Annotated in this window: 7 protein-coding genes and 1 tRNA gene; all 8 read left to right on the forward strand. The window is 62.5% G+C overall.

Features of this window, described 5'->3' with window-relative positions; translation table 11 throughout:
- The first annotated feature begins 42 nt into the window (after positions 1–42).
- The 8 genes from ACF8C6_RS09130 to pheS all read left to right on the forward strand — a co-directional run bounded on the left by ACF8C6_RS09130 (position 43) and on the right by pheS (position 22,227).
- A complete protein-coding gene (locus ACF8C6_RS09130) occupies positions 43–1,959 on the forward strand; it encodes a hypothetical protein (protein ID WP_392499002.1) in 1,917 nt (638 codons plus the stop codon).
- A 9-nt stretch (positions 1,960–1,968) separates the two neighbouring features.
- A complete protein-coding gene (locus tag ACF8C6_RS09135; protein ID WP_392499003.1) occupies positions 1,969–17,373 on the forward strand; it encodes a PLxRFG domain-containing protein in 15,405 nt (5,134 codons plus the stop codon).
- 333 nt (positions 17,374–17,706) lie between these two features.
- A tRNA-OTHER gene (locus tag ACF8C6_RS09140) sits at positions 17,707–17,771 on the forward strand.
- 227 nt (positions 17,772–17,998) lie between these two features.
- Positions 17,999–19,921: a threonine--tRNA ligase gene (gene thrS / locus ACF8C6_RS09145; protein ID WP_392499004.1), complete on the forward strand. Its 1,923-nt coding sequence runs from the start codon at positions 17,999–18,001 to the stop codon at positions 19,919–19,921.
- The gene (infC, locus tag ACF8C6_RS09150) at positions 19,921–20,472 is read left to right on the forward strand and encodes a translation initiation factor IF-3 (RefSeq protein WP_277691801.1); all 552 of its coding nucleotides are present in this window, start codon (positions 19,921–19,923) and stop codon (positions 20,470–20,472) included. Before thrS ends, infC begins: the two co-directional genes overlap by 1 nt.
- A gap of 60 nt (positions 20,473–20,532) precedes the next feature.
- Positions 20,533–20,727, forward strand: a complete 195-nt coding sequence (gene rpmI, locus ACF8C6_RS09155) for a 50S ribosomal protein L35 (RefSeq protein WP_021701550.1) — start codon at positions 20,533–20,535, stop codon at positions 20,725–20,727.
- Positions 20,728–20,758: 31 nt separating this feature from the next.
- Positions 20,759–21,115 carry a 50S ribosomal protein L20 gene (gene rplT / locus ACF8C6_RS09160; RefSeq protein ID WP_017940196.1) on the forward strand — a complete coding sequence of 119 codons (357 nt, stop codon included), beginning with the start codon at positions 20,759–20,761 and terminating at the stop codon, positions 21,113–21,115.
- A 95-nt stretch (positions 21,116–21,210) separates the two neighbouring features.
- On the forward strand, positions 21,211–22,227 hold the full coding sequence (gene pheS, locus ACF8C6_RS09165) for a phenylalanine--tRNA ligase subunit alpha (RefSeq protein WP_392499005.1): 1,017 nt from the start codon (positions 21,211–21,213) through the stop codon (positions 22,225–22,227).
- Positions 22,228–22,255: the final 28 nt, after the last annotated feature.

Below are 22,255 nucleotides of genomic sequence, written 5' to 3' on the forward strand. Positions count from 1 at the left end.
CGGGCGCGCGGAAGATCCTCGACATATTCCGAGGACGCCCCTATGCCTGACATGCGCAAGCCACGACCAACTTCGCAGCCTTTCAGTCAGATCAGCCCTGACGAGCCTGGTCACTTGCGGCAGCCCATGCGCAGGGTGATCCCGCGGCCCGATCCTCTCTACGTTGACTCGCAAGGCACAACCACCAGAGCGCTTCCGTCGCAGTCGCGGGCGCTGGTGCCTGCCGGGCCGGTCACTGGAACCAGCGTTGTTCCTGCCGCGCAACCACAGCCTGCGCCGCAATCGACCCCGCAGCCCGGAAAGGCTGACTTCTACGGCAATAGCCGAGGTGAAATGGGGCGCGGCTCTGCGCCATCGAGCGGCCGAGCCGTCGTCCCGTCCGGGCCGGTTACGGGTACATCGCTGGTGCCGGTCAATGAGCCCGCCCGCGTTCAGCCGGAGGCGGGCAGCGCACAGCCCAAGGCTGCGCATGAGCCGGATTACCGCGCGCGCGCCGAGACGATGGGGCGCGCCAAGGCCGACAGCGCCGCTTATGAGGCGCACCGCGCTACCCAGGATGCTCGCTTTGAGGCGGCCAAAAGTCAGCCCGCGGCGCCTGCAAAGACAACTGGGCGCATGAGGACGGCGATCAATGGCACCACTGGCAAAGGTCTTGGTGCGCTGGCTGTTATCCCGGCGATTGCCGAATCTGCCGCCGATGACTCCACAGCTCGATACGCCAAGCGTTTCGGCATGGACGAGCCGACCGGCGATGGCTCAGTGGGTGACGTTGCCAAGTTTGCCGCGCTGCGCGGCCTGGGCTTTGCCAGCGACCTTGGCAACAGCCTGACGATGGGTGTGGCTGGCAATCTGCTGTATCGAGACATGCAAGGCGAGCAGGCACCGAACGCTGCGGTCGCGGCACCGGCTCAGCAATCCGCGCAGCAACTCAGTCCGCAGCAGTCCGTTGATGCAGTGCAAACCAATGACGATCAAGAGCCAGCCGCGCCATTAGTCAGTGATGCGCCGGGCAACGGCTATGTGAAAACCGGTTTCGGCCAGGGACAGCAGGGCGGCGAAATCGTCGCGCGCCTGGACGCCAATGGTGTGCCGGAGTTCAGCAACGACCAGGCAGCCCAGCAGAGCGCAGTCGCCGGGAACCTGCCGATTACCCAGCCGCTGCGCCGCGGCGCCGCCGGTAACACGATGACGCTGCCGGCGGGCGCAACAGAACTGGCGCGCGGCACCAATGTACCAACCGCTGAGCAGCAATTCGCCGCGCAAGGCTCAGCCAGCAACCTGGGCAACGGCGTTGGTACATTCAGCCAGAACGCCCCTGGCACCGCCGCCGAGGCCATTGCTCGCTTCGAGCGCGCCAATGAGATTCGCGGCTCGATCAAGCGTCCGCGCGAACTGGGCGACAACGGTGGAAAACTGACCATTGTGCGTGACAGCGGGCGCACTCCGTCGCGTTCCGAGCGTCTGCGAGCCCGATATGAGCAGCGTTTGGCTGAAACCGAAGCGCTGAAACGTCGAGGCGACACCGAGGCGATGAACGCTCAGACCTTGGCCGAACGTAATGACCTGGCCCGCCAGGAACTGATGGGTCAGCAGGCGCTCAACGAGCAGACCCTGCAGAAAGGCCAGATCGACCTGAATGCCGCTCAGCGCATTGAGCAGCTTTACGCCCTCTACGACCAGGCGTCAGCTGCTGACCGCCCTGCGATTGCTGAACAGCTGCGCGTACTCACCGGCAAGGATCAGCCGGCCCGCTACGCGGTGGCGGCAGGTGGCCAGATGGTTGACCCGGTGACTCAGCAGCTGGTGACGCAGCCCGCCGTTGTGTTCAACCAGCAGACCGGTGAGGTGGTGTCGCGCGGTCAGGGCGCCCCCGAAACGGCCACGCGTCCGGTCGGCACGCGCTCGACCGTGAATGGCAAGACCGCCGTATGGGACGGCAATCAGTGGATTCCTCAATAAGGGTTTGTCATGTCTGAGATTGATTGGGAAAGCGGCGTCATCACCCTTCCAGAAGGAATCAATACTGGCGCGGAGCCGGATTGGGAAAGCGGTGAAATTAAGCCACCTGTCCAGCCGAAGGGCATGCTTGGGGCTATCCGCGACACTGCCGTTTCGGCTGCTTCCGGTGCAGTAACAGGTGTTCAGCTTCTGGCCAATGCTGCCGGCGCAGACAACGCTGTATCGCAGAAGCTCGGCGAAGCGGCCGACTATGTGCGCGGCTTCGAGTCGGAAGAGCGCAGCGAAGAGCGCGCCGCGCGCGCCGCGAAGATCAAGACGGCCGAAGAGTCGGGCAGCACCTGGGAAGAAATCAAGGCGAACGTCGGCGCGTTCGGCGAAGCGCCTATCGACACCACAGTCGAGGCGCTGGGTACGTCGCTGCCGACCATCGCAGCAACCGTACTGACGCGCGGCAAGCTGCGCACTCCCGTTGCCGGCGCAGTCGGTGCGGCACAAGGCGCCGGCTCGGTGAAGGGCGCAATCTATGACGCCGTAGAACAGCAGCACCTTGAGGCTGGCGCCACGCCCGAGGAAGCTCAGGCGCGCGCCGCAGAGGCCCAAGCCTACGCGGGCGACAACGCCGGCCAGATCGCGCTCGGCGCGGGGCTGGGTGCCGTGGCTGGCTCGACCGGTGTGGAAGGCGTCGTCGGCCGGATGCTTGGCCGAGAGGCTGGCGAGCAGGCTGCGAAGGGAGTTGTTCGCTCGACGCTGACCGGCGCCGCGAAGGAAGCGCCGCTGGAAGCCATGCAGGGCGGCCAGGAGCGACTGGCCTCCAACTTGGCACTGCAGAACGAAGGATTTGATACGCCAACCTGGCAGGGCGTTGCCGGCCAGGCTGCGCTTGAGGGTGTTGCAGGCGCCGCTGCAGGTGGTGGCTTCGGTGCGGTTGAGGGCATGCGTACCAGTAGCCCGCAGCCCGCACCCGAGGCCGAGCCAGTTATTGAAGAGCCAGTAGCCGCCCAGACTGACGAGGCTTTGCCGGTGGTTGAGCCAGTTGCCGAGCCGGCGCCGCCCGCTGCCGGGCCGCTTTCCGCCGGCATGGCGCCGCCCCAGGTGCCGCAGCAGTACCGCACCGAGCGGCCGTACCCGGCCAAGCCCTCCGAGCGGATGGGGCTCAACCCGGCTGACGGCGCACTGTCGGCTGCTGCCGCGCTGGCCGTGGACAGCGGAGCCGCTGGGCAGGCTGCTTTGCAGCGGGCCGCCGAGCAGGCGCAGCAGGGCGCTAAGGCTGGCGAGAAGATCGACACGAACACCGGGGAAATTACCCAGGCTACCGGCGCGGTTGAGGCAGATGCGCAGGTCAGCGGTTTTCGTCAGGGGCTGGACTACCAGCAATACCAAGCGCTCATGAGCGAGCGTGGTGCCGGCCAAGCCGCCGATATTTCGCCAAGTGAGCAGGGCGAGGGGAGGCAGTACATATTCGCCGACACTCTGAATGAAGCCGCTCAGGATGATAACGCTGACCAGCTTGACCGCATGCAGGCGCTGGTAGATTACGGCACCCTGGCGCCTGATGCGGCCAACGCCATCGTTGAGCGCGCCATCCGCGCCAGCAAGATCGCCCGCGATAAGGGCATTGTCGCCGACTACCTGCAGGAAGCGGTAGCGCGCGCGACAGGAGCGCCCTACGAGTACGCGAGCACCATTGACCGCTTCGACGGCGAAGGCGTGGGCGACCTCGATGTGAAGGCTGCGCGTGCCGAGTTGGATCGTCGGGATGCTGCCGAGCAAGCGCGACTTAATGCAGCACCGCCCGCCAGCGTGAAAGAAGGCATCGCCCAGGCCCAGGCCAAGCGAGCTATTGCGGATCAGGCAACGGTAAGCCCTGAACCCGTTACGGCACCGGCCCCCGCCGATGCCAGCATACAGGCCATCACCGCCAAGCAGATCCCTGACATGAGCGATGCCGAGATTGAGCAGGCCATCGCCCACTACGGCCCCGATCACAAGCGCACCGCCAAGCTGCAGAAGGAGCAGGCCAAGCGCGCCACTCAAGGAAGCGAGAATGTCCCGCAAGCCGCTCAAGCCGTCGAAGCAAGCCCGCAACCAGCGCAAGTGGCAGGCCAAGCACCCGCCGCTGATGCCGAAGCCGCAGGAACCGCAGCAGCAGGAAGTGCCGCAGGCGTAGACCACGGCGCGCGCTGGGAGGCAATGAGCCGCGACGAGCGCCAAGCGCTAGCCGCGAAGGCGGGCGTCAAGCCGGTATTCGTCAAGAGCCTGCCGGGCGCGCCGTGGGATCGCATCGGGGAGGCGACCCGGCAGAAGCTGATCGGCGCCATGAGCGATGACGCACTGAGCGCCGAGCAGGGTACGGCGCAGGTTGCAGACCCGAATATCGAGCGCATGCGCGAGAACAAGCGTCTATTGGCTCGCCCGAGCCGCGAACTGGTCGCTCAGGCCGAAGCTATGGGCATCCATGACGCCGAACAGCACCGCAATGTCGAATCGCTGGAAGCGCGCATGAAAGCCCGCCAGGAGCATGAGAGCCGCGATATTGGCGACGGCTGGTATGCGTTCCATCCTGATTCCGGCACCGTGGGCATTCCCCGCGCCGACATGCCGCAGATCAAGGCCGAGCATCGCGGCGCCATGGTCAACTTCCTCAACGCGCGCGGCGTGCAGCATCAGGAGAGCACTGTCCCGGCCTCTGCGCTCAGGCCGACACAGGCCGAGTTTTCCCGCGACAAGGTGGCCAAGGCGCGCGACTTCGAGGGCGGCAACCGATCGATCCTGATTTCCCAGGACGGTCATGTGCTGGACGGCCATCACCAGTGGTTGGCTGCGCGCGAGAAAGGCGAAGACGTGAAGGCCATTCGCCTGGATGCGCCTATCCGCGAGCTTGTGAAGCTGGCGCATGAGTTCCCCAGCTCGACCACCGATGCCGCCAGCGAGTCAGCTACTTCTCCTTCGGAGACGGTCGAAAACAAGCAGGCCGACGAGTACGCGGCGCGCCTGCGCAAGCTGGGTGACGAGTTCCAGGGCAGCTACAGTGGCCGCTCACTGGCGCCGCTGGCCCGTGCTATGGCTGACCATGCCATCGAGCAAGGCCGCCGCCTGAGCGATGCGGAAACCGAGGCGCTGGCCCAGCGCTTCAATGTGCCGGTCGATGTGGTTGAGCAGCTGTCCGGCAATATCTTCACCTTCGACGCTTTGCTGGGTGACGCCCAGCGCCGCGAGCCTGGTGCGGTAGCACTGCGCAAGCGCCAGCAGGAGCAGAAGGCTTCCCCTGGCCAGCCAACCAGCCTCAAGGAAGGCATCGAGGCTGTCCGCGAGAGCAAGGCCGAGGTGCCGGCAAAAGGCCCGCTGGAGATTCCCGAAGCGACCTTCACCGACCTGCTGCAAGCGTTCGCCCAGGATGACGAAGGTATCCCGACCTTCACCGAGCCGAGCGTAACCGTGCGCAGCGAAGATCGCGCCAAGTCGGCCGGCGAGCTACTGAGCCTGGAGCAAGCTGGCGAGCGCATTGCCGAGTGGGAAGCGCACGCCAAGGCGCAGGGCAAGACCGGCGTGAACAGCGGCAAGGTGGTGCTGTCGCTATTCGACACCTCCGGCGAGTGGTCGCAGCCGTGGGTGGATGCCGGCTACGAGGTTCACCGCTTCGACATTCAGGACGGCATGGACGTAAACGACTTCTCCGTCGAGTACCTGACCGAGCGGCTGGGCATCGAGCACGCCGACGTGATCCTGGCCGCGCCGCCTTGCACTGACTTTTCCAGCTCAGGCGCACACGCTTGGAAGAAGAAGGATGCCGATGGCCGCACCCAGGCCAGCATTGATCTGGTGCAACAGACCCTGCGCACCGTGGAGCTGTTCAAGCCATCCGCCTGGGCTATGGAGAACCCGGTAGGGCGCATCGCCAAGCTCAACGGTCTGCCCAAGCCAACGCTCAACTTCCAGCCGAACAGCTACGGCGACCCCTACACCAAGCGCACCCTGCTATGGGGCGACTTCAATCCCGAGCTGCCGACGGCCAACGTCGAGGCCAGCGAAGGCTCGAAGATGACCGACAAGCTGTCGGGCAAGGACAAGTATCAGCGCAGCCTGACCCCGAAAGGCTTTGCCTACTCGTTCTTCATGGCCAACAACCTGGCCGACATGAGCGCCGAGCAGCGCCTGGCGGCTGAGTTCAAGGGCATCGCTACCGGTGATTTCAAGGCCGCGCTCGATGCCGGCATGACCGAGGACGCCGCGCGCACTGCTGTGCAGGACGCCTACTACGATCAAGACCTGGAGGGCGCGCGCCAAGCGCTGCAGGACGCTAAGCCGACACCGCCGCCGAGAAAGTCGGTAGCGCCAGAGCAGAAGCCAGCCAGCACCAGTGTGGCCGTGCGGATCATTCGGGCCAAGAAGGCGCTGCTGACAGCGCTAGAGCCACTGGGGTTCGCCGACAAAAACCAAACGGGCACTTCCACGCATACCATTGAAGGCTTTGGCCGGCGCGCCACCGTGTCGGCACGGGTAATCGCCGATGGCGACACTATCCAGTACAAGGTCACGTCCACGGCAGAACAGTTCGATGCGGCTGCTGGCCGGCTCAAGGCGTTTGGCGCCGGCGGATTGGAGGAGGTGCTGAACACCGAGGCCGAGGCGGTTGAGCTGGCGAAGAACTGGCAGACCAGCAACCGCGCATTCGTCAAGAACAGCGACCGGCCCAAGCACGGCGAGCCTGGCTATACCATCGAGCTGGCCCGCGAGGATCTGGCCATCATGCAGGCGCAGCCCGGCGCGAGCGGTTACGTCCGCGACTCCCGCCAGATGGACAAGATTCGTCAGCAGGAAAAGCTGATCGAGGAAATGGAGGCCGAGCAGAAGGCCAAGGAAAACCCGCTCAGTACGGAAAACCTTGAGCTGGCTTCCCGGCACAAGAAGATCGACAAGACCCTCGATCTGATGGACGACGCGCAGATTGAGGCGGTCTATGCCCGTGCAGGGCTGGCTGGCAAGAATCTGGACATTGACCAGAAGCGCCAGGCGCTCAAGCAGGAACACCCGGACGACATTGAGCCGCTGCTCAAGCCCCAAGTTGAGGCCAAGCCGGCAGAGTCTGACCTCGACGCCATGTTTGACGACGTGCTGGCCGAAGTCACCGGCGAGCCCGCTGCCGCCCAGTCAGCCCCTGTCGTAGAGGCAGAGCCCGCCGACGAGGCTGCTGTAGAGAGTCTGGAGGACGAGCTGCGCGCGCAGAAGAAGCGCGTGATGCGACTCAAGGGCGGTGACGCCACCAAGCTCAAGGCTGCAGAAACCCGCCTGCGCAGAATGCGTACCGGCATCTTTGAGGCCGAGGACAAGCTGGTGCCAGCTGCCCGAGCTGGCGATGCAAAAGCCCTTCAGGCGCTGGAGGAAATGGGCTTTGCCGACACGGCCGATGCCATCCGTGCTTTCCTGCCGGCCATCACTGCGCCGCGTAGCCTGGGCGATGCGCTGGGCAGCGCCGGCAAGAACGTGGCCAGCGCCCTGGACGAAGCGATCAATGGCCTCGGCGCGCTGTTCGGCGGTGCGGGCAAGCTGGGTTCTGGTCTAACATTCGATGAAGAAACCTACGCCAAGGCCAAGCCGCTGTTTATCTCGGCCGTGGCGAACTTGAGGGCTGCCAGCGCCGACCTGCGCGATGCAATGCGCGCCGTGGTCAGCATGGTGGTAGATCGTTTCGGCGCCGAGGCGGCGCAAAACATGAAGCCTTACGTCGTGCGTTTCATCGGCGACGTGCGCGACGGCAAGGTGGATCTGGAGAACAACAGTGAACAACCTGCAAATGGCGATCAAGATCAAGGCCGAGCGCAAGAAGTACGAAGCGGACGAAGTGACGCACAACCAGGAGCTGCACAAGCGGATACTGGCGACGTGGCGGCAAAGCAGCCCGCAGATGGTCGAGCGCCTGACCAAGCAGGGGATTCTGGACGACCTGGCATTCGTGGTGCAGGAGCGAATGTGGCAAACGGCCGAGGCGTACCGTCGGGGCGGGATGCCGGTAACGGACGCCAGGGAGCAAGCGGAGCGGGAGCACCTTCTACTGGAGCCGGAACAGCCGGAAGCGTTGACGCCTTAGACCTGCAGGAGCCGGTGACTTCGCCGGCTGCCAGTGGTGTAGCAGCCCAAGACCTGCACATCAGTGACCCGCTGCAGATCGTCGGCGGAACGCCCGTACAGCGCTTCAACCGCAACCGCGAGGCGCTGGAGCTGCTGCAGACCCTGGACGAGGAAGGCCGGCAGGCCACGCCTGACGAGCAGAAGGTGCTGGCTGGTTACATCGGCTGGGGCTCTTTCGGCCAAGAGCTGTTCCAGGGCTCATGGGAGCGTCCGCAATACCGGGACGAGGGTGTTTGGAAGGAGCGCGGGGAGTGGCTGCGCGCGACGTTGGGCGAGTCGGCCTGGAAGTCGGCCCAGCGCTCGATCACCAACGCTCACTACACCGACCCACCCACCGTCATGGCCATGTGGGACATGGTGAGGCGCATGGGCTTTACCGGCGGCAAAGTGCTGGAGCCGTCGATGGGTACCGGCAACTTCTACAGCATGATGCCTGCCGACCTGAAAGCGCGCAGCCAGCTCACCGGCATCGAGCTGGACGAGACAACTGGCGCCATCGCCAAGCAGTTGTTCCCGAAGTCGAACGTCCGCGTGATGGGCTATCAAGACTCCAAGACCCCGGACAACTTCTATGACTTGGTGATCGGTAACTGGCCGTTTGAGAACACCCCTGTCGCAGATCGGCGCTACAACAAGCTGAACCCGATGCTGCACGATTACTTCTTCTTGAAGACGATGGATCAGGTGCGGCCAGGCGGCATCGTCATTGGCATCACGTCTGCCGGATCGATGGATAAACAGAACACCGGCATTCGCCGCGAGCTGGCCAAGCAGGCCGAACTGGTGTCGTCTATCCGCCTGCCGTCTGGCGCGTTTTCTGAGTACGCCGGTACGAAAGTTGTCACCGATATTGTGATCCTGCGCAAGCGCCCCGAGCGCCTGGCGGCAGTGCCGGCCGACGCCACATGGGTGGAAACCGGCGAGTTCAAGGCGCCCGGCGGCCAGTCACTGCGCGTCAACCAGTATTACCTGGACAACCCACAGAACATCATCGGTCAACTCGATTACGGCAACGGCACTACGACTTTCCGTGCGGGCATGATCGTGCATCGCCCCGATAACATGGCCGAGCGTCTTGCCCAGGCTGTAGAGCTGGTGCCGCAGGGCGCCATGCAGCAGCGCGTCGACGATCATCTGACCTACTACGCCAACGAAACCGGCGAGCGTCACGGCGCTGTGGCTGACGTGAATGGCGAGCTGATGATCGCCTTGGGCGACCAGATGGTAAAAGCCGAGGACAAGGCTAAGTACGCCGTCAAGGACGCGAAGAAGACCGCCGACCGTGAACAGCAAATTCGCTCGGCTATTGGTTTGCGCAAGTTGCACACGGCCCTGGTGGACGCTGAACGTGCCGGCCGCGACGCCGAAGGCGCCCGCAAGGCGCTGCGCGATGGCTACCAGGCATTCGTCAAGGCGCATGGTTCGCTGCGTGACTCTTTCGGATTGCAGTACCTTGGGCGTGTTGAAGATCCGTTCTATGCCGAGTTGGCAGCCCTCGAGAACGATGACGGCAAGCCTGCCGCCGTCATGCAGCGCAGCACCACCCGCAGCCGTCGCACCATCGACAAGCCCACTGTTCGTGACGCCTATGTTCTGGCGCGCAACGAGTCGATCAACCCGAGCATCGAGCGCGTGGCTGAACTGGCCGGCAAGCCTGCCGAGGCTGTGCGTGCCGAACTGGTGGCGAGTGGCGCCGTATTTGAAGCCCCTAACGGCGACATGGTGCCATCCGACATCTACCTGTCCGGCAACGTGCGCGTGAAGCTGCGCGAGGCCCAGGCTGCGCTGGCGGATGGCAACGGCGCAATGGCTGAGAACATCGCGGCGCTAGAAAAGGTAATGCCGGCCGACGTTCCGTACTTCAACATTGAAACGAAGTTGGGTGCCACTTGGGTGCCGGCCGACGCCTACCGCGGCTATATCGCGCACATGCTGTCGCGTGATAACCCGGAGGGTATCTCGGTCGAGTTTCGCTCTGGCCGCTGGAAAGTGCGTGTAGACAGCAAGCTCTCCAACCTGGCCGAGGCGAGCACCAACTACGGCACCAGCGACTACAGCTTCCCCCGCCTGGTGCAGGCAGCCATGAGCAACCAGACCCTGCGCCTGACCAGCAAGGACGCGGACGGCAAGGACGTATACGACGCCAAGCGTTCCGAGGAAGTGAATGCCAAGGTGCAGAAGATCCGCGAGGACTTCGGCACCTGGCTGTGGTCTGACCCGGAGCGCCGCGTAGACCTGGAGCGCGAGTACAACGAGGCTCGTAACGCCTGGGCAACGCCCACCTACGATGGCTCATTTATGAGCTTCGAGGGCATGGCGCTGACGCTGGGCAATGGTGTGTTCAACCTGCGCCAGCATCAGGTCAACGCCATCTGGCGCGCCATCGTTAACCGTCGCTCGATCAATGCTCACGAAGTTGGCACCGGCAAGACGTTCACGATGGGCGGCATCGCTGTCGAGTCGCGGCGTTACGGCCTGGCCAAGAAGCCGGTCATTTTGGCGCACAACGCCAACAGCGCCACGGTGGCTGCTGAAATCCGCATGATGTACCCAGCTGCGCGCGTGCTGTACATCGACAATCTGGACAAGAAGAACCGCGCGGTTCGCCTGCGTCAGATCGCCAACGACGACTGGGACGCCATCGTGCTTCCTCACTCGCTGATCGACAAAATGGCGCTGACCGAAGAGACGCTGATGCAAATGGCGCAGGACGATATCAGTGCCCTGGAAGCCGAGTTCTTCGATGCCGCCAAGGAGGATGGCGCCAATGTCGATGCCTTCAACTTCGACTTCGACGACGACGAGGCCATCGCCCGAGTTCGCTCCGTCACCGCGAAAGAGCTGGCTAAGGCCCGCAAGCGCATCATCGAGAACATCAAGAAGCAGGCTCAGCAGTCCAGCCGGGAAGACTCGGTATCCTTTGAAGACCTGGGCATCGACATGATCCTGGTAGACGAGGCGCACGAGTTCAAGAAGCCGCCGATTGTCACCCGGATGCAGATGAAGGGCTTGAACACTCAGGTATCGAACCGTTCGATTGCCCTGCAGTTCCTGACCCGCTATGTCCGCCAGATGAACAATGGCGGCAACGTCCACACGTTCACTGGCACGCCGATCACCAACACCATCACCGAGATTTACCACCAGATGCGGTATGTGATGGAGTCGGAAATGGAAGCGGCCAGCGTGTCCGACTGGGATGGCTGGTTTGGCAGCTTCGCCACCGAAGTGCAGGACGTGGAGCTGACTGCTGCCGGCGAGTACGAAATGGTCACGCGCCTGGCTGGCTTCGTGAACGTGCCGGAACTGCGGCGTATGGTCGGGCAGTATATGGACACCGTATTTGCCGACGACATGCCGGAAATGAAGCCGCGCACCACCGCCAGCGGCAAGACGATGGCCGACAGCCTGACCGAGGCCGAGCGTGCCGACCTGCTGAACGGTCGCACCGAGGGCGCGATGGATCGCCCGTACAAGAAGGTGGTGAACGAATCGGCCGATATGACCGAAGAGCAGCTGCGCACCTTCAATTGGCTACAGCAGCTCGCCCGCGACTGGCGCTCTGCAACCGGCAAGCAGCGCCGCGATTGGATGCGTGCAGGCGATGAGCGCTCACCTATCGTCACCGAAGGGCTGGCCAACAAGGCGAGCTTTGACGTGCGCCTGCTGGGCGAATCGCTTGCCGGCCAGGAGGGCAAGACCCAGGACGACCCGAACAGCAAGGCCAGCCGCGCAGTACGCAACGTGCTGGAGATTTACAAGAGCCATCCGCAGGCCAACCAAGTTATTTTCGCTGAAATGGGCTTCGGCAAGAGCACCCAGCGCAGCACTACTGGCGCAGATGGCGAAAAGACCCGCTACACCGTCAAGGTGTTTTCCCCGATTGCTGACATCGTGGAACGCCTGGTGCAGGGCGGTATCCCGCGCGAGCAGATCGCCATCGTTGACGGCAGTACCAGTAAGGAGCGCCGCAAGGAGATTGCCCAGGCTATGAACAACAGCACCATCCGCGTGGTGCTGGGATCGACCGATACGCTCGGCGTGGGTGTGAACATGCAGCGCAACCTGCGCGCCATGCACCACCTGGATGCCCCTTACATGCCGGGCGAGCTGGAGCAGCGCAACGGGCGCGGCCAGCGCCAGGGCAATCAGTGGAATACGGTGCTGGAATACCGCTACATGACCGACCGCCTGGACGGCCGGCGCTGGCAGATTCTCGCCGTCAAGCAGCGCTTCATCACGGCCTTTATGAAAGCCGGCGACAACACCCGCACCATCGAGGGCGAGGCCGCGGCCGACGAGCAGAGCGATATTCTGGAGTCGTTCTCCGAGGCTGCTGGCGATCCGCGCGTACTGCAGCGCGTGAAGGTGCAGAAGAAGCTGGAAGGCTTGCGCCGCAAAGAGCGCCTGTATTCACAGGGTATTGCCGATATGCGCAGCCAGATCCGCCGCAGCGAGCGCGAAGCTGACGAGTTCGGCGGCATGGTGCGGCAGGCAAAGACCGCGGCTGTTCAGGCGCTGATCGACAAGCAGCGGGCAGGCTTTACTGCCACCATCGACGGCAAGAGCTATACCGAGCGTAAGGATGCTGTGGCCGCACTTGAAGACTACATGGCGGAAAATGCGCGCGTAGGCGACAAGGAAACCAAGATCGGCACTTACGGGGGGCACCCGCTTTCCTATGAGTGGCTTGGCTTTGCCGACGCGCCGTCTACCTATCTCCGCGTGGATGGCGAGCTTGTGTCTGGCAAGGGAATTGCCGGTATCGAGGCGAAGCTGCGCAACTACCCGGCCAAGGTGGCCGAACTGCAGAGCGCCCAGCAGGCCGCGCTGACAACCGTGCAGAACCTGCGCGAGGCTATGAAGCAGCCATTCAGTCAGGCGGGCGACCTGGAGCGCGCTGCCAAGCAGCTCGATGACTTGGAGAAAGACCTTGCGCTTAACCCGGTACCGCCGCCTGCCTGGCTGCGCCAGGGCGCGCCGATTGACTCCGAGGTGTACCGCAAGGGCAAGCCGTATGTCGTTACCGGCCATCGCTATGCGAAAGACGGCTGGTTTGTCGTGGCAGAGGATGGCAAGGGCGCGACGCTGATTCCGTACCTTGAGGCTACTGATTCCGTGGGCATGCCGCTCTACGAAGAGCGCGAATTTGTTGCGCCTGCGGTTGAAGAGAAGAAGGCTGCGGAGCAGGCAGCGCCTGCTGGCGATGCGCCGTTATTCAACAGGCAGTCGCCGGAAGAAGCGGCTGGCCTGTCGCAATCCAGCGTGGTGACGGGGAAGGCGCCGGCCAATCCGCTGACCCTGGCCGAGGCTATCGCGGCTGCCGATAAGTTCCTGGCGGACTACAATGGCCACATTGAACTCAGCTACCGGATCAGGAAGACGCAAGATGAACTCTACGGGCCAGGATCAATCGCCAAAATCGGAGTCGTCAAAGGCGCCTACCACCCCGGACGAGGACTATTTACCCTTACCGCCGATCATTTGTCGTCCGTCGCCGATACCGTCGAGACACTTCGTCACGAACTGCTCGGGCACTACGGTCTGGACACGTTTGCGCCAGCGGATAAGCAAGCTCTTCTCGACAAAATCCTAGCCAGCAAAGATGACCCCAGCCTAAAAGTGGTATGGGGGGAAATCTCACGCCTATACAGCGACAAATCCGACAGCGTGCAGGCCGAGGAAGTCTTTGCGCGCCTGGCCGAGGGTGAGCGCAGCGGCAAAGAAAAGCTCGCCGACCTGCTGTACAGCCTGCTGACCCGCCTGCTGCGCAAAGTGTTCGGCTACAAGAAAGGCATCATCACCCGCCGCGAATTGCTGCGCGAGATTGAGGTTATTTCCAAGGGCATCCGTAACGGCAGCCGCCCGCGGCAGACCTTCGAAAGTGAAACCAATCAGCGACGCGGCACGCAGACCGACACCGAGGCTTTCCGCCGCTGGTTCGGCAACTCCAAGGTAACGGGCAAGGACGGCGCGCCGCTGGTACTGCACCATGGCACCGCCGCCGACTTCACCGTGTTTGATCAGTCCCGCGCTGGTTCCGCCACCGGCCATGCCACGTCGGCGCTGGGCATCTTCATGTCGTCCGACCGCCGCGCCGCGCAGAACTATGCGGAGAAGGCCAGCGACGGCATGCCCGGCTACGGCCGCGTCATGGACTTGTACGCCTCGATCCAGAACCCCTACCTGATGAGCGTTGAGGAATCGCAGGAGGTGGAAAGCCCGCTGGAAGCGCGCCGGCTGCGCACGCGCCTGGAGCAGCAGGGCTATGACGGCATCCGCCTGAAAGGGACACCGGTATGGATCGCCTTCAACAACTATCAGGTCAAGTCGGCCACCGATAACAACGGCGACTTCGACGAGTTTGACCCGGACATCCGCTTTAGCCGCTCGGCCGTGCGCGACTTCACCAGCCGCGCCACGCAGGAGTTCAACCGCACTTTCTCGGCGCCGGGCGGACTGTCTTGGTGGCACAAGACCGTGGGCACCATGTACAACCTGGCGCAGCGCTCGCCACACTTCAAGCCGGTGTTCGAGGCGGCGCAGGGCTTCATTGACGACGTGAGCCACTACGCCAGCGATGCCGCCGAGCTGGCGCCCAAGTTGCTGCCGAAACTGGAAACCTGGCGCGACCTGGCCAAGTCGCCGGTGCAGGCCAAGGACAACAAGGCCATTTCCGCGCCGATCTTCGAGGGCACGCTGATGTGGGCGCGCGATGAAGACGGCAAGCCGGTGCGTGTCGATTCCCTGGCCGAGCGTGCGATGGGGCTGACCGCCGAGCAGAAGGCGGACATTCTGGTCAAGCAGGGCAAGCTGTCTGCAAGCATGCTGGCAGCCTGGCGCGGGCAGGGCGCCGAGCAGTTCGCCAAGATGGTGGATAGCCGCTACGAAACCCAGTCGCTCAAGCCAGGCATTGTCTGGACGGATGCTGAGCTGCGCTCCATGTGGCACCTGACTGACGGTCAGATCGAGCTGTACCGCGAGTTCCGCGATGCCACCAACCGCAGCCTGGACACGATGGCACGAGCCGACATGCTGCGCTTCGGTGGCGAGGACGTGAAAGGTCTGCGTGAGCGGGTGATGGATGCTGCCGATGTGAAAGAAGCCGGCCTGATCCTGCGCGATCACCTGGCGCAGTTGGCCGATGCTCAGCCTGAGCGAGCCATGAGCCTGCTGGACACGGCGCAGGGCATCAACGAGCGCGTCGAGCGGATCACCCAGCTGCAGGCCGAGGGCTACGCGCCGCTGTCGCGCTTCGGTAAGTACACCGTGGACGTGGTGGGGGCGGACGGCGAGCGCCAGTATTTCAGCCTGTTTGAAACCAAGCGCGAAGCCAATCTGATGGCCGAGCAGATGAAGGCAGCCTTCCCAGGCTCGACCATCAGCCAGGGCACGCTGTCCGAAGAAGCCTTCAAGCTGTTTGCCGGGATCACCCCGGAAACCCTGGAGCTGTTCGGTAATGCTATGGGCCTCGACTCGTCGGGCGACAGCGAGCGGGACAAGGTGTTTCAGGACTATCTGAAACTGACCAAGACCAACCGCTCGGCGATGAAGCGCCTGATCCACCGCCAGGGCATCGCCGGTTACAGCGAGGACGTGGGCCGCGTGCTGGCGTCGTTCGTGTACTCCAACGCTCGTCAGACCGCCGCCGGCTTGAACATGGGCGACCTTTCGGAGGCGGTCAACGCGATCCCGCAGGGGCAGGGCGAGCTGAAAGACGCCGCTGTGCGCCTGGCTGACTACATCAAGAACCCGCAGGAAGAAGCGCAAGCGCTGCGCGGCCTGCTGTTTGCCCAGTACCTGGGCGGCTCGGTGGCCTCGGCTTTCGTCAACATGACGCAGCCGGTGGCGGTGACGTTCCCCTGGCTGAGCCAGTACGGCGGCGCCAAACGGGCAGCCGGCGAGCTGAGCAAGGCGGCCAAGCAGATGGCGACCAAGGGCTATCAGTACGAGGCCGACCTGGCCAAGGCACTGCACCTGGCCGAGGAAGACGGCACGGTCAGCCCGCAGGAAGTTCACCAGCTGATGGCGCAGGCCAGCGGTACGGGCGGCCTGCGCGCCGGTGACGGCACCCGCGCAGGCGATGCCCGCGCGCTGGCGTCCAACTCGCTGGCTCGCCTGTCTTTGGCCTGGGGCAAGATGTTCGGCGCGGCCGAGGAAGTGAACCGGCGCATGACCTTCATTGCGGCCTACAGGATCGCCAAGGCGCAGGGCAACGCAGACCCGGCCGCCTTTGCCCGCCTGGCCGTGCGCGAAACCCAGTTCATCTACTCGAAAGCCTCGAAAATGCGCTGGGGCCGCGGTGCCGTGGGCTCTACGCTGATGACCTTCAAGACGTACTCGGTGGCTTACTTGGAGCTGATGGGGCGCCTTTGGAATCAGGGTGAGGCCGGCAGCCAAGAGCGCAAGGACGGGCGCAAGGCTGCATTGCTGATGATTGCCACCCTGATGCTGCTGGGCGGCGCCGGCGGCCTGCCGTTCGCCGAGGACGCCGAAGACCTGATCGACGGGATGGCGCAGCTGGCCGGTTACAATTTCTCCACGCAGAAGGCCAAGGAGCAGTTCCTGATCGACGTGTTCGGCGACGACATCGCGCGATTCATCGACAAGGGTGTCACCGGCTTGCCGGGGGCGCCGCTCGATGTGTCTGGCCGCCTGGGTATGGGCAACCTGATCCCTGGTACCGGCCTGCTGCAGCAGCGCGACGACCACTCCCGTGACGTGCTGGAGATTGCAGGCCCGGCCGGCGACCTGTTCAAGCGCATGATTTCGGGTGCGCACAAGGCGGCGAGCGGCGATCTGGCGAGTGGCCTGCTGGAAGTATCGCCGGTGGCTGTGCGGAATTTTGCCAAGGGCGCAGACATGGCCGTCACCGATATGTACCGCGACGACAAGGGGTACAAGGTGCTTGACACCAACAGCCTGGAGGCGGCGCTGAAAGCGGTGGGTTTCCAGCCACAGAGCGTGGCGGCTATTCAGGAGGCTAACTGGCTGGGGCAGCGCAGCAAGGCGCTTTACAGCATGCGCGCCCAGGAGATTCGCGCGCTATGGGCGCAGGGCGTGTTTGAGAAAGACCCGGCCAAGGTGCAGGAAGCGCGCGCTGCAGTGGCTGACTGGAACGCCAAGAACCCTGATCAGCCGATGCGCATCAGCGTGCCGGACGTGATGCGTCGTGTGCGTGAAATGGGCAAGTCGAAGGATCAGCGCATCGCCGACACCGCGCCGCGCGCCATGCGTCAGCAGCTGCGGGAGGACTTCGCCAGGGTACGCAGCACCCTGGAGGACTAGCCCTGGAGCTATAGAGCTTGGCCGCCATGGGATGGTAGCCAAGGCTTCACGCCATCGACCTATGGATGGTGACCTGCGATCATCGGAAGGGCATGGATAAGTGGGTAAGAGGGCTGGTGTTCGCGCTGGCGGGGTGCGCCGGTCAGGTCGAAGATCCTGAACCGCGCATTGTGCGCGTAGAGGTGCCGGTGGTGGTGCGTTTGGTATTCAGAACACCCGGCGGCGGTGACTACTGTAGGAAAATACAGGTCGTAAGTTATTGATATTTCGTGTACTTTTGCCTGGTTTTTAAGTGCCAGGAAACAGACCTTTTTCCTTGTGCTTCAATAAGTTAGGCGCATTTTGCACCCACCTTGACATGGTGGGGGTCGTTGGTTCGAGTCCAATTGTGCCTACCAAATCCTAAAGGGGTCGTTGATACGACCCCTTTTTTATTGGCTGCTTGCCAGAGAATAGGCTTTCTGGAAGCATCCGCGATTCTGTTTACCTCCAGTGACTCTGGTTCGGTTCTGGTTGGCCCGCAAGGCTCCTGCCATCGTCAGGCAGGTATACCGCCGGATCGCTTCCTGGCTCATCCCAACCCATGTGACCTTTGGTAGGGGTCACCACTAGGAGAGGAGGCGCCATGCCCATCATTACTCTTCCCGACGGCAGTCAGCGTTCGTTCGATCATCCGGTATCCGTGCTCGAGGTGGCTCAGTCCATCGGTGCCGGCCTGGCCAAGGCTACGCTGGCTGGCAAGGTCAACGGAAGGCAGGTGGATGCCTGCGATCTGATCGAGGCCGATGCGACCCTGCAGATCATTACGCCGAAGGACGAGGAAGGGCTGGAGATCATTCGCCACTCCTGTGCGCACCTGGTGGGGCATGCGGTCAAGCAGCTCTATCCGAACGCCAAGATGGTCATCGGTCCGGTGATCGAGGAGGGCTTCTATTACGACATCGCCATCGACCGCCCCTTCACGCCGGAAGATATGGCGGCTATCGAGAAGCGCATGGCCGAGCTGATCGACAAGGACTACGACGTCATCAAGAAGATGACGCCGCGTGCCGAGGTCATAGAGTTGTTCAGGGCGCGTGGCGAGGAATACAAGTTGCGCCTGATCGACGACATGCCGGACGAGAAGGCCATGGGTCTGTACTTCCATGAGGAGTACGTGGACATGTGCCGTGGCCCGCACGTGCCTAACACTCGCTTCCTCAAGTCCTTCAAGCTGACCAAGATCTCCGGTGCCTACTGGCGCGGCGACTCGAAGAACGAGCAGCTGCAGCGTATCTACGGCACTGCCTGGGCGGACAAGAAGCAGCTGGCGGCCTATATCCAGCGCATCGAAGAAGCCGAGAAGCGCGATCACCGTCGCATCGGCAAGCAACTGGACCTGTTCCACCTGCAGGAAGAGGCGCCGGGCATGGTGTTCTGGCATCCGGCGGGCTGGACTGTCTACCAGGTGTTGGAGCAGTACATGCGCCAGGTGCAGCGCGAGAGCGGTTACGTCGAGGTGCGCACGCCGCAGGTGGTTGACCGCATTCTCTGGGAGAAGTCCGGCCATTGGTCGAACTACGCTGAGAACATGTTCACCACCAGCTCGGAAAATCGCGACTATGCGGTGAAGCCGATGAACTGTCCGTGTCACGTGCAGATCTTCAATCAGGGGCTGAAGTCCTACCGTGACCTGCCGCTGCGCATGGCTGAGTTTGGCTCCTGTCATCGCAACGAGGCGTCTGGTGCCTTGCACGGTATCATGCGTGTGCGCGGCTTCACCCAGGATGACGCGCACATCTTTTGTACTGAAGAGCAGGTGAAGAAAGAGGCCTCCGACTTCATCAAGCTGACCCTGCAGGTCTATGCCGACTTCGGTTTCACCGATATCGCCATGAAGCTGTCAACTCGTCCGGCCAAGCGCGTGGGCTCCGATGAGCTGTGGGATCGCGCCGAGACTGCTCTGGCTGATGCTTTGAATGAATCTGGTCTGGCTTGGGAATACCAGCCGGGTGAGGGCGCCTTCTATGGTCCGAAGATCGAGTTCACTCTGAAGGATTGTCTCGGGCGTAACTGGCAGTGCGGTACCCTGCAGTACGATCCGAACTTGCCGGAGCGCCTGGACGCCAACTATATCGCCGAGGATAACAGCCGTACGCGCCCGGTGATGCTGCACCGGGCCATTCTCGGTTCCTTCGAGCGCTTCATCGGCATGCTCATCGAGCACTACGCCGGAGCGTTCCCTGCCTGGCTGGCGCCGACCCAGGCGGTGATTATGAATATCACCGACAAGCAGGCCGATTTTGCCTTGGAAGTGGAGAAAACTCTTAACCAAAGCGGGTTTCGTGCCAAGTCGGACTTGAGAAACGAAAAAATCGGCTTTAAAATCCGTGAGCATACTTTGCTCAAGGTTCCCTATCTGCTGGTCATAGGTGATAGGGAAGTTGAGACACGATCCGTTGCTGTGCGTACCCGCGAAGGTGTAGACCTGGGCTCGATGCCTCTGGAACAGTTCGCTGAACAGCTCAAGCAAACGGTTTCCCGGCGTGGTCGCCAAGATTCGGAGTAATCATTATTAAGCGTGATATGAGACAGGATAAGCGGGCCGCCCCCAAGGCACCGATCAACGAAAACATCACTGCCCGTGAAGTTCGCCTGATTGGCGCAGACGGCCAGCAGATTGGCGTGGTTTCCATTGATGAAGCGCTGAGCGCTGCCGAGGAAGCCAAGCTGGATCTGGTGGAAATTTCCGCAGATGCGGTGCCACCGGTTTGCCGCATCATGGACTACGGCAAGCACCTGTTTGAGAAGAAGAAGCAGGCTGCTGCGGCGAAGAAGAACCAGCACCAGCAACAGATCAAAGAAATCAAGTTTCGTCCAGGGACGGAAGAAGGGGATTACCAGGTAAAGCTACGCAACCTGGTACGTTTCCTTGAAGATGGGGACAAGGCCAAGGTTTCGCTGAGATTCCGCGGTCGTGAGATGGCCCACCAGGAGCTGGGTATGGAACTGTTGAAGCGGGTCGAAGCTGACCTTGCCGAACTCGGTACCGTAGAACAGCATCCCAAGCTGGAAGGACGCCAGCTGATGATGGTCATCGCTCCCAAGAAGCGTAAATAACCTCCCGGGCACTGGCAGGCCTGATGGTTATCAGTTGTTAATGAATGCGGAGTACTAAACATGCCAAAGATGAAAACCAAGAGCGGTGCAGCCAAGCGTTTCCTCAAGACCGCTGCTGGCTACAAGCACAAGCACGCTTTCAAGAGCCACATCCTGACCAAAATGTCCACCAAGCGTAAGCGTCAACTGCGCGGTAGCGAGCTGATGCATCCGTCGGACAAGGCAAAAGTCGAGCGCATGCTGCGCGTTCGTTGATTCGGTCAAGATATTTTAGAGGTTATTACTCATGGCTCGTGTTAAGCGTGGCGTTATCGCTCGTGCCCGTCACAAGAAAATCCTGAAACTCGCCAAAGGCTACTACGGCGCGCGCTCGCGCGTATTCCGTGTTGCCAAGCAGGCTGTGATCAAGGCAGGCCAATACGCCTACCGTGACCGCCGTCAGCGCAAGCGTCAGTTCCGCGCTCTGTGGATCGCTCGTATCAACGCCGGTGCTCGTCAGAACGGTCTGTCCTACAGCCGTCTGATCGCTGGCCTGAAGAAAGCGTCCATTGAGATCGACCGCAAGGTTCTGGCCGATCTGGCAGTGAACGAAAAAGCGGCGTTTGCTGCGATTGTCGAGAAAGCTAAGGCCGTTCTGGCTTAAGTCCCCCGACAATCACTGGGTTCGCCCGGTGGCAACGTCAAAGATAGGGGAAGAGCCTTCAAGCTCTTCCCCTATTTCGTATCTGGAGTCCGTACATGGAAAACCTGGATGCATTGGTCTCGAAAGCGCTCGAGGCTGTGCAAAACACCGCAGACGTCAACGCCCTGGAACAGCTCCGGGTGCAGTATCTCGGCAAGAAAGGCGAACTGACCGCCCTGATGCAGACCCTCGGCAAACTCTCCGCCGAAGAGCGTCCGCAGGCCGGCGCCTTGATCAATGCCGCCAAGAACCAGGTTCAGGACGCCCTGAACGCTCGCAAATCCGTGCTTGAGCAGGCCTTGCTCGCCGAGAAGCTGGCCTCCGAGCGTATTGATGTGACCCTGCCGGGGCGCGGCCAGGCCTCCGGTGGCCTGCACCCGGTCACCCGTACCCTGGAGCGCGTCGAGCAATTCTTCACCCACATCGGCTACAGCGTGGCCGAGGGTCCGGAAGTCGAAGACGACTACCATAACTTCGAAGCCCTCAACATCCCCGGCCACCACCCGGCGCGGGCAATGCACGACACCTTCTATTTCAATGCGAACATGCTGCTGCGCACTCACACCTCACCGGTTCAAGTGCGCATCATGGAATCGCAGCAGCCGCCGATCCGCATTGTTTGCCCCGGCCGCGTCTATCGTTGCGACTCTGATATCACCCACTCGCCGATGTTCCACCAGGTCGAAGGCCTGCTGGTCGACGAGGGCATCAGCTTCGCCGACCTCAAGGGCACCATCGAGGAATTCCTTCGGGTGTTCTTCGAGAAGCCGCTGGGCGTGCGTTTTCGTCCGTCCTTCTTCCCCTTCACCGAGCCATCGGCTGAAGTCGACATGCAGTGCGTGATGTGCTCCGGCAAGGGCTGCCGCGTGTGCAAGCAGACCGGCTGGCTGGAAGTGATGGGCTGCGGCATGGTTCATCCGAACGTGTTGCGTATGTCTGGTATTGATCCGGAAAAATACTCTGGCTTCGCCTTCGGCATGGGCGTCGAGCGCTTGGCCATGCTGCGTTACGGCGTCAACGACTTGCGCCTGTTCTTCGATAACGACCTGCGGTTCCTGGCGCAATTTCGCTAGTACCGCCCTCGTCATCGAATTCGTTTAA

It is taken from the genome of Pseudomonas sp. zbq_18 (genome assembly GCF_043102245.1).
GTDB lineage: Bacteria > Pseudomonadota > Gammaproteobacteria > Pseudomonadales > Pseudomonadaceae > Aquipseudomonas.